Genomic DNA, 13,159 nt, shown 5'->3' with positions numbered 1-13,159 from the left:
GACGGCTCAGGCACTGCCGCGCTCGATCAACTCGAAGCCCACGTCCAGGCGCAACGGCGTGCGCGCCAGCGCCGGCTCGGCGATGCGCGCCAGCAGCGCCTCGGCGATCGCGTTGCCGATGCGCGGACCGTCGATGCGCACCGTGGACAGCGGCGGATGGCAATGCGCAGCGCAGGACAGGTCGCCAAAGCCCATCACCGCGAGGTCGTCCGGCACGCGCACGCCGCGGCTGGCGGCTTCGGCCAGCACACCCTGGGCCAGGGTGTCGGAGCTGCACACCACCACCTCGCCGGCCGCGCCCGCATCGAGCAGGCGGGCAAGCCCCTCACGACCGACGGCGAGGGTCGCCGGTGCCGGCAGGAGCGCCGTGGCCAGCGGCGCCACGCCGTGCCCTGCCAGTGTCGCGATCAAGCTGTTGCAGCGGCGCAGGCCACGGGGATCGTCAAGGCTGACCAGCGATATGCGCCGGTAACCCTTGCCCAGCAGATACTGCGCGACCGCCTGGCCAACCGCCTCATGGGAAAAGCCCACAAGCATGTCCAGCGGCTTGGCGCAGAGGTCCCAGGCTTCCACCAGCGGAATGCCGACCCGCGCCAGGCGTTCACGGCTGGCCTGGCTGTGCTCGGTGCCGGTGAGCACGATGCCGTCCGGCCGGCGTCCGAGCACGGCCTCGAGCAGGCCCTCCTCCTGCTCGAGGCTGTAGCCGGTCAGCCCGAGCAGGGTCTGGTAGCCGGCGGCGGCCAGCCGCTCGGTCAATGCCTGCACGGTATCGGCGAAGATGGAATTGGCGATGGTCGGCAGGAAGATCGCCACCAGTCGGCTGCGGCTGGACGCCAGCGAACCGGCTGCCAGATTGGGCACGTAAGCGGTGGCGCGCACCGCCTCCAGCACCCGCCGGCGCGTGGCCGGCGCCACCGCCTCGGGCCGGCCGAGGGTGCGCGACACGGTGATCGGCGAAACGCCGGCCACCCTGGCCACATCGATCAGCGTCGGGCTGGTGCCCGGGCGGGAACTGCCGCGGGTTTTGCTCATCAATGCTTACCTCCAGCAGGATGCGGTCGCTCGCCGATACAGGGATATGTTTCGCTTGTCATCATACAACCAAACAAGTCTCACGCAGCCTGTGCGGATCGCCACTGGACGCTGCCGCCCATCGCCGGCTGGGTCACGCCGCCCGCGCACAGCCTGCACTTCACGTGCAAGTGACGCTTGCCGCCGGCAAGACGCCAGGCAAAATACGACTTTCAGGCTGTTGACATATGCGGTAGCAGATGCTGTTATTTACTCCATGTCATCCGACAACCGATGACAACAAAACAATAAACGACAGGCACGCCCCGATGACAAGCACGACCACCCCCATTCCCACGCTCGGCCGCCTGCTGCTCACCGGCGCGGCAGGCGGCCTCGGCCAGGTCCTACGCGAGACGCTGCGCCCCTATGCGCGGATCATCCGCCTCTCCGACATCGCCCCCATGGCGCCTGCCGCCGGGCCGCACGAAGAAGTGCAGCCCTGCGACCTCGGCGACAAGGCTGGCGTGCAGGCCCTGTGCGACGGCGTCGACGCCATCGTGCATTTCGGCGGCGTCTCCGTCGAACGACCCTTCGAGGAAATCCTCGAGGCCAACATCCGCGGCACCTTCCATATCTACGAAGCGGCGCGCCGCCACGGCCTCCGCCGCATCGTCTTCGCCAGTTCCAACCACGTGGTCGGCTTCTACCGGCAGAGCGAAACCATCGACGCCCACGCCCCGCGCCGCCCGGACAGCTACTACGGCCTGTCGAAATCCTACGGCGAGGATCTGGCGAGCTTCTATCACGATCGCTACGGCATCGAGACCGTCAGCATCCGCATCGGCTCGTCGTTTCCCGAGCCGCAGAACCGCCGGATGCTCTCGACCTACCTGAGCTACCGCGACCTCACCGAGCTGATCGGCCGCGCGCTGTTCACCCCGCAGGTCGGCCACACGGTGGTCTACGGTGTGTCGGCCAACCGCGACGTCTGGTGGGACAACCATCTCGCCGCGCACCTGGGCTTCCAGCCGCAGGACAGCTCCGAGCCCTTTCGCGCCAAGGTCGAGGCGCAGCCGCCCTACGCCGAGGACGACCCGGCCGGGCTCTACCACGGCGGCGCCTTCGTCCAGGCCGGCCCCTTCGGCGACTGACCGAACATCCGATCCGCACCGACCAGGGAGACGCCCGTGGCCAGCCAAGCAGAACTGATCGCCGACGTACGCTGCGCCACCGGCGAAAGCCCCGTGTGGCACCCCGTCGAACAGGCGCTGTACTGGGTCGACATCCCCAACCGCACGCTGCTGCGCTGGCAGGCTGCGAGTGGCGAAATCCGCCGCTGGACCGGCGAGGAGATGCTCGCCTGCATCGCCCGCGGCAGTGACGGCCGCTGGCTGGCGGGAATGCAGAGCGGGCTGTTCGAGCTCGAGCCGCAAGACGATGGCCACCTGGCAGCGACGCCGCGGGCCAGGGTCGAGCATGCCCATCCGGCGATGCGCTTCAACGACGGCCGCTGCGACCGCCAGGGTCGCTTCTGGGCCGGCAGCATGCTGCTGGAGATGGCCGCCGGCGTGCCCGCCGGCGCGCTCTATCGCTACGACGGCGCGGCCGGCACGCTCGTCCCGCGGCTGGACGGCTTCATCGTCCCCAACGGCCTGGGCTTCAGCCCGGATGGCCGCACGATGTACCTGTCCGACTCGCACCCGAGCGTGCAGGCGATCTGGGCGTTCGACTACGACAGCGACAGCGGCACGCCGCACAACCGCCGCCTGTTCGTCGACATGAAGGCCCATCCCGGCCGCCCCGACGGCGCCGCGGTGGATGCCGAGGGCTGCTACTGGATCTGCGGCAACGATGCCGGCCTGGTCCACCGCTTCACCCCGGACGGCCGCCTGGATCGCTCGCTCGCCGTGCCGGTGAAGAAACCGGCCATGTGCGCCTTCGGCGGCTCGCGCCTGGACACCCTGTTCGTCACCTCGATCCGCCCGGCCGGCGACCTCGCCGATCAACCGTTGGCCGGCGGCCTGTTCGCCCTCGATGCCGGCGTGCGCGGCCTGGAGGAACCCGCGTTCGCTGCCTGAATTCCAGCCGGGCCCGGCCCGGCGTTCGCTGCACCCCGACAACAACAACAAACGGAGAGTCACCAATGAACTTCAAACGCACCCTGCTCGCCGCCGCCCTGCCCGTGGCGCTGTCCTTCACCGGCCTGGCCCAGGCGGCGATGACGCTGAAGATCGCCGAGATCCACCCGGCCGGCTACCCGACCGTGGTCGCGCAGGAAAACATGGGCAAGAAGATCGAGGAGGCCACCGGCGGCGAACTCAAGTTCCGCATGTTCGCCGGCGGCGTGCTGGGCTCGGAAAAGGAAGTCGTCGAGCAGGTGCAGATCGGCGCCGTGCAGATGACCCGCGTCAGCCTCGGCACGCTCGGCCCGGTGGTGCCGGACGTCAACGTGTTCAACATGCCCTTCGTGTTCCGCGACCACGCGCACATGCGCAAGGTCATCGATGGCGAGATCGGCCAGGAGATCCTCGACAAGATCACCCACTCCGAATTCAACATGGTCGGCCTGGCCTGGATGGACGGCGGCGTGCGCAACCTCTACACCAAGAAGCCGGTGCGCAGCCTGGATGACCTCAAGGGCATGAAGATCCGCGTGATGGGCAACCCGCTGTTCATCGACACCTTCAACGCACTGGGCGCCAACGGCATCGCCATGGACACCGGCGAGATCTTCAGCGCACTGCAGACCGGCGTGATCGACGGCGCCGAGAACAACCCGCCGACCATGCTCGAGCACAACCACTACCGCAACGCCAAGCACTACTCGCTGACCGGCCACCTGATCCTTCCCGAGCCGATCGTGATTTCCAAGAGCACCTGGAACAAGCTCACCCCCGAGCAGCAGGCGGCGGTGAAGAAGTACGCCAAGGAAGCGCAGTTCGAGGAGCGCAAGCTGTGGGACGAGAAGTCCGCGGCCAGCGAAGCCAAGCTCAAGGAGGCCGGGGTCGAGTTCATCGAGGTCGACAAGAAGCCCTTCTTCGACGCCACCGCGCCGATCCGCGAGAAGTACGGCGCGCCCTACGCCGAGCTGATCAAGCGCATCGAAGCCGTCCAGTAACGCGACTTGAAAGCCCGCGGCGCTCGGCTCCGGCCGGTCGCCACGGGCGTGGTGAGCCTTCATGAAGAACACGATTCTGCGCATCAACGACCTGATCTACATGGCCTGCATCTGGGTGGCCGGGCTGTCGGTCGCGGTCATGTCCCTGATCATTCCCTGGGGCATCTTCGCGCGCTACGTCCTGGGCACCGGTGCCGGCTGGCCGGAACCGGTGGCCATCCTGCTGATGGTGCTGTTCACCTTCATCGGCGCCGCGGCCAGCTACCGCGCCTGCGCACACATGGCGGTGACCATGTGCACCGACCGCCTGCCGGCCTCGATGCAGGGCGGCGTGACGGTGCTGGTGCAGGTGCTGATGGCGATCATCTGCCTGTTCATGACCATCTGGGGCACCAGCCTGTGCATGGCGACCTGGAACCAGTACGTGAGCACACTGCCGACGCTGCGGGTCGGCATCACCTATGCACCCATCCCGGTCGGCGGCCTGCTGACCCTGATCTTCATCCTCGAACGACTTTTCCTCGGAGACCAGAGCCGCCGCCGCGCGGTCGACTTCGAGCGGGTCGACGACAGCGCGGAGGCCGTCTGATGGACGCCCTGATCCTGCTCGGCAGCTTCGCCCTGCTGATTGCCGTACGCATGCCGGTGGCCTACGCCCTCGGCCTTTCCGCCCTGATCGGCGCCTGGTGGATCGAGATCCCCTTCGACGCGGTGATGATCCAGATCGCCGGCGGCATCAACAAATTCTCCCTGCTGGCCATCCCCTTCTTCGTGCTGGCCGGGGCGATCATGGCCGAAGGCGGCATGTCGCGTAGGCTGGTGGCCTTCGCCGGGGTGCTGGTGGGCTTCGTGCGCGGCGGGCTTTCGCTGGTCAACATCATGGCCTCGACCTTCTTCGGCGCCATCTCCGGCTCGTCGCTGGCCGACACCGCCTCGGTGGGCTCGGTGCTGATCCCGGAGATGGAGAAGAAGGGCTACCCGCGCGAGTTCTCCACCGCGGTCACGGTCAGCGGCTCGGTGCAGGCCCTGCTGACGCCGCCCAGCCATAACTCGGTGCTCTATTCGCTGGCGGCCGGCGGCACGGTGTCCATCGCTTCGCTGTTCGTCGCCGGCATCGGCCCGGGCCTGCTGCTCAGCGCAGTGATGATGGGCATGTGCCTGTTCTTCGCCAAGAAGCGCAACTACCCCAAGGGCGAGGTGATCCCGCTGCGCCAGGCGCTGAAGATCTGCGTCGAGGCGATGTGGGGCCTGATGACCATGGTCATCATCCTCGGCGGCATCCTCTCGGGCGTCTTCACCGCCACCGAATCGGCGGCCATCGCCGTGCTCTGGGCCTTCTTCGTCACCATGTTCGTCTACCGCGACTACAAGTGGCGCGAGCTGCCCAAGCTGATGCACCGCACGGTGCGCACGCTGTCGATCGTGATGATCCTGATCGCCTTCGCCGCGAGCTTCGGCTACATCATGACGCTGATGCAGATCCCCGCGAAGATCACTACGGCCTTCCTGACCCTGTCGGACAACCGCTACGTGATCCTCATGTGCATCAACCTGATGCTGCTGATGCTCGGCACGCTGATGGACATGGCGCCGCTGATCCTGATCCTCACGCCGATCCTGATGCCGGTGGTGACCGGTATCGGCGTCGACCCGGTGCACTTCGGCATGATCATGCTGGTGAACCTCGGGATCGGCCTGATCACCCCGCCGGTGGGCGCGGTGCTGTTCGTCGGCGCGGCGATCGGCAAGGTCAGCATCGAGGCCACCGTGCGCACGCTGCTGCCGTTCTATGCCGCGCTGTTCATGGTGCTGATGGCGGTGACCTACATCCCGATGATCTCGCTCTGGCTGCCCAGCGCCGTGCTGTAAGCTGGCGCCCGGCCCTCCCGACGCCAGCCCTCGCGGCTGGCGTCTCCACTCCTGCCGCTGACCGACGCATGACCCAGCCTGTCGCTTCGCCTGCCCCACTGCCCCGCCACCTGGCCGTCCTGACGCTGCTTTGCCTGGGCTGCGCCTTCGCCGGCAACCACGTCGCCGCCCGCGTCGCCTTCGATGACGGCGCCGGCGTGCTGCTGGCGATCCTGATGCGCTCGGGCGGCACCCTGCTGGCGCTGGCCGCGGTGGTCGCCTGGCAGCGCCAGGGCGTGCGCCTGCCCGCCGGCAGCGGCCGCTGGCAATTGCTGCTGGGCCTGCTGATCGCCGTGCAGAGCCTGTGCCTGTACTCGGCGGTGGCGCGGATCCCGGTGGCGCTGGCGCTGCTGGTGGCCAATGTGTTTCCCATCCTGCTGGCACTGCTGACCTGGGCGCTGGGCGGCAGCCGGCCCAGCGCACGCACGGCGGGGCTGATGGGGCTGATCCTCGTCGGCCTGCTGTTCGTGCTCGACGTGCCGGCGCGCCTGCGCGGCGCCGAGGCCGGCCCGCAATGGCTGCTTGGCGTGGCGCTGGCCTTCGCCGGCGCCTGCGCCTTCGCCTGCGCGCTGTGGATCACCGACCACCGGCTCTCGCAGCTGCGCGGCTCGCTGCGCAGCCTGCTGACCATGGCCATCGTCTTTGGCAGCGCCTCGCTCGCCGGCGCCAGCGACCTGCTGCCGGGCGGGCTGGACACGCCGGCCAGCCACACCGGCTGGCTCGCCCTCGGCGTACTGGTGCTGCTCTACGGAACGGGCTTCATCACGCTGTTCATGTCGGTGCCGCGCCTGGACATGCCGCGCAACGCCCCGGTGATGAACATCGAACCGCTGGCCACGCTGGTGATGGGCTGGCTGGTGCTGGGGCAGATGCTCGCCCCCGGGCAGATCCTCGGGGGCTTCATCGTGGTGACGGGTATCGTGCTGCTGACCTACCGCCGCGACTGATCCGGCTCAGCTGGTCGTCTCGGCCTGCTCGTGGGCCTGGCGCAGCCTTTCGCGGCTGTTGGTCAGGTGCAGGCGCATGGCGGCGCGGGCGGATTCGGCATCCTGCCGGGCGATGGCTTCGTAGATCTGCTCGTGCTCGCGGCCCAGCCGCGCCTGGTAATGCTCCTGGTCGTCGTGCGCCAGGCGCGCCGAATTGACGCGGCTGCGCGGAATCAGCGCGGTGCCCAGGTGATTCATGATGTCGGTGAAATAGCGGTTGCCGGTCGCCTCGGCGATCTGCAGGTGGAACTGGAAATCCGACGCGGCGGCATCGCTCGAACGTGCCGTCGCCTCGCGCAGCTTGTCGAGAAACCCCCGCATGCCGGCCAACTGCTCCGGGCTGCGCCGCTGCGCGGCAAGGCCGGCGGCCTCCACCTCCAGGCTGATGCGCAACTCGAGGATCGACAGCAGGTCACGCAGCGTGCCGACCGTCGCCGGATCGATGCGCAGCCCCGTGGCGTTCGGCGTGTCGAGCACGAAGGTGCCGATGCCGTGGCGCGTCTCCACCAGTCCGGAGGCCTGCAGCCGCGAGATCGCCTCGCGCACGACCGTGCGGCTGACGCCCTGGGCCTGCATGATGGCCGACTCGGTGGGCAGCTTGTCGCCACGCTTGAGCACGCCGTCGCGAATCTGCTGCGACAGCTCGCTGACCAGTTCCTGCGCGAGGCTGCGCCGGCGAATGCGCGGTTGAGCGCTCTGTGGGTCCATATCCCCGTCCTGTAAGCGAAGTCAGGCCTCATCATAGCCCAGCGGTTGTACGATGACCAATGCGACACATGGTCTGCCTGCTGCGCACGGCGCCCCGCGTGAAAACGGGCCGGGCGACCCGATATTCGGGGCTTCAGCCACCCCGCGAATTCAGCGATGGCCAGCTACCCGAGCGTTTCAGCCCCTGCTCAGTCTTGGCGTGATCGGCGCCGTCCTGGACTATCGCGCCGCCGAGCGGGATCGCACCGCCCGCAGCGTCGACTACAACAACCCGGCCACGCTCTGACCCTGCGCCAGGGCAAGCGCCAGGACAAACCGCAGGACCCGACCAAACAGGGCTGAGACCCGCCGCAACGCCCGCCAGCACGGTGAGACCCAGCCCACAGAATCGAAGATCGACCGCCCGGTCACGCCGCGCCCGGTCAAGCCAGCACCGGCGCGGGCTGGCGTCCGCCGAAGGTCCACGGAGCGGGCCTAGGCATACCTCTTTCGGCTCGATGCCACTTGATTCGCATCATTTCCCATACGCTCCAGCCTCCTATCGTCTGCCGCGTTTTTCGCGCCGTCCCGCCTGGGTTGCGCGCCGACTACCACGCCAGGAGGCCACATGATCCGTTCCCCGTTGCTCGCGTCGCTCACGCTTTGCCTGACGCTGGGCGCCCTGCCCTGCCAAGCCGCCCTCGACGATGCCGAAGCCATCAACCGCGCCGGGCAGCAGCGCATGCTCAGCCAACGCGTCGCCAAGAGCTACCTGATGATCGGCACCGAAACCCGAGCCGAGCTGGCGATGACCCAGCTCGACAGCAGCGTCGCCAGCGTCGAGGAAAACAGCGCCCTGCTCGGTGACTATGCGCCGAACGCCGCCATCCGCGGCGCGGTGGACGAAGCCTCCGGCACCTGGCTGAAATTCCGCGAACGCGCCCTCGGCAAGCCGGACAAGGAAAGCTCGCTCGAGGTGCTGCGCCTGGCCGAGCGCTTCCTGGCCCAGAGCGAGAGCCTGGTGCAGCGGATCGAACAGCACAACGGCACCCCGGCGGGGCACCTGGTCAACCGCAGCGGCCGGCTGCGCATGCTCAGCCAGCGCATCGCCATGCTCTACCTGGCGCTGAGCTGGAACCTTCCCGAGCCCGGCCTGGAGCGCGAATTCGTCACCGCGGTGGAAGAGTTCGACCAGGGCCTGGCCGAGCTGCGCGGCGCCAAGCAGAATTCCGCGACCATCAACCAGCGCCTCGAGCAGATCGGCAATCAATGGCGCTTCGCCCGCGCCGGCTTCCAGCTGGCCGAACAGTCGCGCTACGTGCCGACCGTGATCGTCACCACCAGTGACTCCCTGCTGCAGAAACTCGAAGCGCTGACCGCCGACTACGCGACCCTCGCCCAGGCCAAGCGCTGAGGCGGGGCTCGCCGCTTGCGCGCACTGTGATCCTGCCCGGTCGCATCCGCGGCAGGTAGCTGTGGCGGCCCGAATCAGCCGCCATCCGCCTCGGTTGTCATCCCGATGCGGGCGTGTAGAATCCGCGCCCCCGAAAACGAAGGAGACAACACGTTGGTACTTCATTACGCCGTGTCGCCCGAGGGCATTGCCTGCGGCCGCACCGGATCCAACCTCAGCCACACACCCTCGGTCGGCCAGGTTTCCTGCAAGCTCTGCCTGCGCTCGGTTGAAAAGGCCGCCCCAGAGCCGGTACGCAGGACGCCGAGTCTTGCCGAGCTACGCGCCGCGGCGAAGGCGGAAAAGGCCGCTGCAGCCACCCGCGAAACGACCAGCCCCGCGCCCGCCGCGACTGTCCGCGACCAGTGGTGCCAGCACCTGCACGGCCTGCCTGGACGCAATCGCCTGCCGCGTGGCGGTGCCAGGCAGGTATTCGTCTGCCGCTGAGCCGGCCGATAATGCGGCCCACCTTGCACGTTGCCTGATCCACAACGGATCTCCGCGGGCCTGGCCATTCGATCGGCAGGCTCGTGGATGGCGCGAGCCGAGGACAACCCTCGGCACCGAGGGATGTTCCGCCAATATTCCGGAGATTTTTCTGCAGGCACAAAAAAAGCTGCCCTTGGCAGCTTCTCTTGTTCCATCCTTTTGTCACCAAGGAGGAGATATATGGCGCAGCGGACGGGACTCGAACCCGCGACCCCCGGCGTGACAGGCCGGTATTCTAACCGACTGAACTACCGCTGCGCGTCGGCCGGACTTTCGTCCGTATTTCGCAAAGGTGGTGGCTGATGACGGGATCGAACCGCCGACCCCCTGCGTGTGATGCAGGTGCTCTCCCAGCTGAGCTAATCAGCCGTTCGCCTTGCGAGGCGCGCAATTTACTGGCGCCTCGCTGGTAAGTCAACACTGGCGTTGAATTTTTTTATTGTGATAAGGGTCCACTGCCAACGGCATCTTTGTTGTCATCTTTATCGGGCACTCTTGGCTCATGCTGCTGTCCCTGCACAGATGGGGGCCGAAACCCGCGCATCGAGACTGGACGGAGATCAGAACCATAAAGGCCAAGGAGTAACGCTTGTCTTTGCCTGATGTCTTGCGCAGGTACCGACAATACCTACCGATACTGCTCAGCATCGCCCTGCTTGGCCTGTTCGCCCTCTACCTGGGTGGCCGGATCAGTGAATGGCTGGTGCTGACGCGCGCCCCTGCCGACGGCGCCGACGCCCAGCAGGCCACGCCGCTGGCCAGCCCGGACGTGGAGCACCTGCAACGCGTGTTCGGCACGCCGATACTCGCCACGCAGGCAGCGGGCCCGAGCGTCGCGAGCAACCTGACGCTGCACGGCAGCTTCGTCAGCGCCGATCCGGCACGCTCCAGCGCCATCCTCCAGCTCGACGGCCAACCGCCGCGCCTGCTGTTCACCGGCGAGGCGCTCGAGCAAGGCGTTACCTTGCACAAGGTGAGCGCCGATGGCGTGCAGATCATGCGCAACGGACGGATCGAGCAACTGGCATTCCCCAAGAGCCGCTCGCCCGCCTACGTGCCGGAGATGCCCGCGCCCGCCGCCGACGTTCCGAACGCCGAGACCGAGCAAATGCAGCAGCAGATGGAAGCGCTGCGCCAGCAGCTCGAACAGGCGATCGACCAGCCGCAGGGCACGCCACCCAACGACCAGCCTATGGAAGAAGACTGAACGATGTCGCCGCTTCTCACTCGCCCGCTTATTGCGCTGGCCACCGCCGGCATGCTCGCCGGCATGTCACTGCCGGCCCATTCGGCAGAACCGGGCATCGAGCCCAGCCAGAGCCAGACCGATGGCTGGACGATCAACCTCAAGGATGCCGACATCCGCGCCTACATCGACCAGATGAGCCAGCTCACCGGCCAGACCTTCATCGTCGATCCGCGGGTGAAGGGCCAGGTCACGGTCGTCTCCAACGCCACGCTGAGCACCGAGGATGTCTACCAGTTGTTCCTCTCGGTGATGGCCACCCATGGTTTCAGCGTGCTGTCGCAGGGCGATGTGGTGCGCATCGTGCCGAATGCCGAGGCGAAGACCGAAGCCGGCGGCGGACCGAGCGGTGGCGACCAGCTCGAGACGCAGGTCATCCAGGTCCAGCATACCTCGGCCACCGAGCTGATCCCGCTGATCCGCCCGCTGATCCCGCAGTACGGCCACCTGGCCGCGGTCGGCTCGGCCAACGCACTGATCATCAGCGATCGCAGCGCCAACATCGCCCGCGTCCGGGATCTGGTACGCCAGCTCGACCGCACCGAGAGCGACGACTACACGGTGCTGAACCTGCGTCACGGCTGGGCGGTGGACATCGCCGAGGTATTGCGCAACTCCCTGCTGCGCGGCGAGGCGAAGACCACCGCCGGCCTGCAGATCATCGCCGACTCGCGCACCAACCGGCTGATCTTCATCGGCCCGGCACAAGCACGCGGCAAGATGGCCGCACTGGCGCAGTCGCTCGACTCCCCTGCCACCCGCTCGGCCAATACCCGGGTGATCCGCCTGCGCCACAACGACGCCAAGTCGCTGGCCGAGACGCTCGGCGACATCTCCGAGGGCCTGGCCGCACCGGCCGAAGGCGAGAGCGCCGCCACGACCTCCAGCCGCAACCAGCAGATCCTCATCCGCGCCGACGAGAGCCTCAATGCGCTGGTGCTGCTCGCCGATCCGGAGCTGGTGGGAATGCTCGAGAGCATCGTCCGCCAGTTGGACGTGCCACGGGCGCAGGTGATGGTCGAGGCGGCCATCGTCGAGGTCTCCGGCGACATCGCCGATGCGCTGGGCGTGCAGTGGGCGGTGGATGCCCGCGGCAGCACCGGCGGTGCCGGCGGCGTGAACTTCGGCAACACCGGCATCAGCATCGGCAGCGTGCTCAACGCGATCAACGAGAACGAGATCCCCAGCAACCTGCCCGACGGCGCGATCATCGGCGTGGGAACCCGCAGCTTCGGTGCGCTGATCACCGCGCTGTCGTCCAACAGCAACAGCAACCTGCTGTCGACGCCGAGCCTGCTGACGCTGGACAACCAGGAAGCGGAGATCCTCGTCGGCCAGAACGTCCCCTTCCAGACCGGCAGCTACACGACCGATTCGGCCGGCGCCAACAACCCCTTCACGACCATCGAGCGCCAGGACATCGGCGTGACCCTGAAGGTGACCCCGCACATCAACGAGGGCGCGACCCTGCGCCTGCAGATCGAGCAGGAGATTTCCTCGATCGCGCCGAGCGCCACCCTGGCCGCCCAGGCCGTGGACCTGGTGACCAACAAGCGCTCGATCAAGAGCACCATCCTCGCCGAGGACGGCCAGGTGATCGTGCTCGGCGGGCTGATCCAGGACGACGTCACCCGCACCGCTTCCAAGGTGCCGCTGCTCGGCGATATCCCGTTGCTGGGCGGGCTGTTCCGCTCCACCGAGGAAACCCGGGTCAAGCGCAACCTGATGGTGTTCCTGCGCCCGACCGTGGTGCGCGACCGCGCCGGCCTCGCGGCGCTGTCAGGCAAGAAGTACAGCGACATCCGGATCATCGAGTCGGACTCGGGGGTTCCGAGCATCCTGCCGGCCGATCCGACTCGGCTGTTCGACGGCCAGGGCACGCCGGCTCCGGCAATCGACCTGCGCGCCGCGCCGGCAGCCGCGAACGGCGCCGGCGCCAGCCCCACTCCCGGCGCAACGCAGCCGGCGACAAGCGCCTTGCAGGCGCAAGGCTGGGCGATTCAGGTGGCCAGGGTGAGCAACCGCAACACCGGCCAGGCCATGCAGGAGCGACTGCGTTCGGAGGGCTACCCGGTGTTCCTGCGCGATGCCAACGCGATGACCCAGGTCTATGTCGGCCCGGTCGCCGATCGCGCGGAGGCAAACCGGCTGCGCCAGCGGCTTTCCGACGAACAGCGCCTGGACGGCATCGTCCTGCGGATCGGCGAGCAGTAGCACGGCGACCGGCGGGCCGCCGCAGCGGGAACCGCGAGCCGGCA

12 protein-coding genes and 2 tRNA genes are annotated in these 13,159 nt (G+C 67.8%); 10 read left to right on the top strand and 4 right to left on the bottom strand.

Features of this window, described 5'->3' with window-relative positions; translation table 11 throughout:
- Positions 1 to 6: 6 nt before the first annotated feature.
- Complete coding sequence (locus tag L3N39_RS12610) at positions 7 to 1,032, bottom strand: LacI family DNA-binding transcriptional regulator (protein ID WP_237257681.1); 1,026 nt, start codon at positions 1,030 to 1,032, stop codon at positions 7 to 9.
- Positions 1,033 to 1,340: 308 nt separating this feature from the next.
- On the opposite strand from L3N39_RS12610, the gene L3N39_RS12605 reads away from it, so the two are divergent.
- The 6 genes from L3N39_RS12605 (at position 1,341) to L3N39_RS12580 (ending at position 6,987) form a co-directional block, all read left to right on the top strand.
- Positions 1,341 to 2,165 carry an NAD-dependent epimerase/dehydratase family protein gene (locus L3N39_RS12605; RefSeq protein WP_237257680.1) on the top strand — a complete coding sequence of 275 codons (825 nt, stop codon included), beginning with the start codon at positions 1,341 to 1,343 and terminating at the stop codon, positions 2,163 to 2,165.
- A 36-nt stretch (positions 2,166 to 2,201) separates the two neighbouring features.
- Positions 2,202 to 3,092 carry an SMP-30/gluconolactonase/LRE family protein gene (locus tag L3N39_RS12600; RefSeq protein ID WP_237257679.1) on the top strand — a complete coding sequence of 297 codons (891 nt, stop codon included), beginning with the start codon at positions 2,202 to 2,204 and terminating at the stop codon, positions 3,090 to 3,092.
- Between the two features lie 65 nt (positions 3,093 to 3,157).
- Positions 3,158 to 4,132, top strand: a complete 975-nt coding sequence (locus L3N39_RS12595) for a TRAP transporter substrate-binding protein (RefSeq protein ID WP_237257678.1) — start codon at positions 3,158 to 3,160, stop codon at positions 4,130 to 4,132.
- A gap of 61 nt (positions 4,133 to 4,193) precedes the next feature.
- Complete coding sequence (locus tag L3N39_RS12590) at positions 4,194 to 4,721, top strand: TRAP transporter small permease (protein WP_237257677.1); 528 nt, start codon at positions 4,194 to 4,196, stop codon at positions 4,719 to 4,721.
- On the top strand, positions 4,721 to 6,001 hold the full coding sequence (locus L3N39_RS12585) for a TRAP transporter large permease (RefSeq protein ID WP_237257676.1): 1,281 nt from the start codon (positions 4,721 to 4,723) through the stop codon (positions 5,999 to 6,001). The genes L3N39_RS12590 and L3N39_RS12585 overlap by 1 nt, the downstream gene beginning before the upstream one ends.
- 68 nt (positions 6,002 to 6,069) lie before the next feature.
- A complete protein-coding gene (locus L3N39_RS12580) occupies positions 6,070 to 6,987 on the top strand; it encodes an EamA family transporter (RefSeq protein ID WP_237257675.1) in 918 nt (305 codons plus the stop codon).
- A gap of 6 nt (positions 6,988 to 6,993) precedes the next feature.
- Here the strand turns inward: L3N39_RS12580 and L3N39_RS12575 are convergent, their stop codons facing one another.
- Complete coding sequence (locus L3N39_RS12575; RefSeq protein WP_237257674.1) at positions 6,994 to 7,734, bottom strand: FadR/GntR family transcriptional regulator; 741 nt, start codon at positions 7,732 to 7,734, stop codon at positions 6,994 to 6,996.
- A 52-nt stretch (positions 7,735 to 7,786) separates the two neighbouring features.
- Here L3N39_RS12575 and L3N39_RS12570 point away from each other — a divergent pair, with 52 nt between their 5' ends.
- Together L3N39_RS12570 and L3N39_RS12565 are read left to right on the top strand one after the other, a co-directional pair.
- Complete coding sequence (locus L3N39_RS12570; protein WP_237257673.1) at positions 7,787 to 8,020, top strand: hypothetical protein; 234 nt, start codon at positions 7,787 to 7,789, stop codon at positions 8,018 to 8,020.
- A 321-nt stretch (positions 8,021 to 8,341) separates the two neighbouring features.
- Positions 8,342 to 9,127 (top strand): type IV pili methyl-accepting chemotaxis transducer N-terminal domain-containing protein, encoded by a 786-nt coding sequence (locus L3N39_RS12565; protein WP_237257672.1) that lies wholly within the window; start codon positions 8,342 to 8,344, stop codon positions 9,125 to 9,127.
- 709 nt (positions 9,128 to 9,836) lie between these two features.
- Here L3N39_RS12565 and L3N39_RS12555 read toward each other — a convergent pair.
- Together L3N39_RS12555 and L3N39_RS12550 are read right to left on the bottom strand one after the other, a co-directional pair.
- Positions 9,837 to 9,913, bottom strand: a tRNA-Asp gene (locus tag L3N39_RS12555).
- Positions 9,914 to 9,948: 35 nt separating this feature from the next.
- Positions 9,949 to 10,024: transfer RNA gene (locus tag L3N39_RS12550), tRNA-Val, on the bottom strand.
- A 220-nt stretch (positions 10,025 to 10,244) separates the two neighbouring features.
- Between L3N39_RS12550 and L3N39_RS12545 the strand changes: the two genes are divergently transcribed.
- Both L3N39_RS12545 and gspD read left to right on the top strand, forming a co-directional pair.
- Positions 10,245 to 10,862 (top strand): type II secretion system protein N, encoded by a 618-nt coding sequence (locus L3N39_RS12545; protein WP_237257670.1) that lies wholly within the window; start codon positions 10,245 to 10,247, stop codon positions 10,860 to 10,862.
- A 3-nt stretch (positions 10,863 to 10,865) separates the two neighbouring features.
- Positions 10,866 to 13,115, top strand: coding sequence for a type II secretion system secretin GspD (gene gspD / locus L3N39_RS12540; RefSeq protein ID WP_237257669.1), 2,250 nt, complete (start codon positions 10,866 to 10,868; stop codon positions 13,113 to 13,115).
- Positions 13,116 to 13,159 lie beyond the last annotated feature (44 nt).

It is taken from the genome of Pseudomonas oligotrophica, from assembly GCF_021726475.1.
Lineage (GTDB): Bacteria > Pseudomonadota > Gammaproteobacteria > Pseudomonadales > Pseudomonadaceae > Stutzerimonas > Stutzerimonas oligotrophica.
This window is presented reverse-complemented; position numbering and strand designations above follow the sequence as displayed.

Excerpts from the sequence above, each read along its gene's own strand:
- L3N39_RS12595 (WP_237257678.1), top strand. The coding sequence starts at position 3,158 with ATGAACTTCAAACGCACCCTGCTCGCCGCCGCCCTGCCCGTGGCGCTG.
- L3N39_RS12570 (WP_237257673.1), top strand. The coding sequence starts at position 7,787 with ATGACCAATGCGACACATGGTCTGCCTGCTGCGCACGGCGCCCCGCGT.
- L3N39_RS12610 (WP_237257681.1), bottom strand. The coding sequence starts at position 1,032 with ATGAGCAAAACCCGCGGCAGTTCCCGCCCGGGCACCAGCCCGACGCTG.
- L3N39_RS12565 (WP_237257672.1), top strand. The coding sequence starts at position 8,342 with ATGATCCGTTCCCCGTTGCTCGCGTCGCTCACGCTTTGCCTGACGCTG.
- L3N39_RS12590 (WP_237257677.1), top strand. The coding sequence starts at position 4,194 with ATGAAGAACACGATTCTGCGCATCAACGACCTGATCTACATGGCCTGC.
- L3N39_RS12585 (WP_237257676.1), top strand. The coding sequence starts at position 4,721 with ATGGACGCCCTGATCCTGCTCGGCAGCTTCGCCCTGCTGATTGCCGTA.
- L3N39_RS12605 (WP_237257680.1), top strand. The coding sequence starts at position 1,341 with ATGACAAGCACGACCACCCCCATTCCCACGCTCGGCCGCCTGCTGCTC.
- gspD (WP_237257669.1), top strand. The coding sequence starts at position 10,866 with ATGTCGCCGCTTCTCACTCGCCCGCTTATTGCGCTGGCCACCGCCGGC.
- L3N39_RS12580 (WP_237257675.1), top strand. The coding sequence starts at position 6,070 with ATGACCCAGCCTGTCGCTTCGCCTGCCCCACTGCCCCGCCACCTGGCC.
- L3N39_RS12575 (WP_237257674.1), bottom strand. The coding sequence starts at position 7,734 with ATGGACCCACAGAGCGCTCAACCGCGCATTCGCCGGCGCAGCCTCGCG.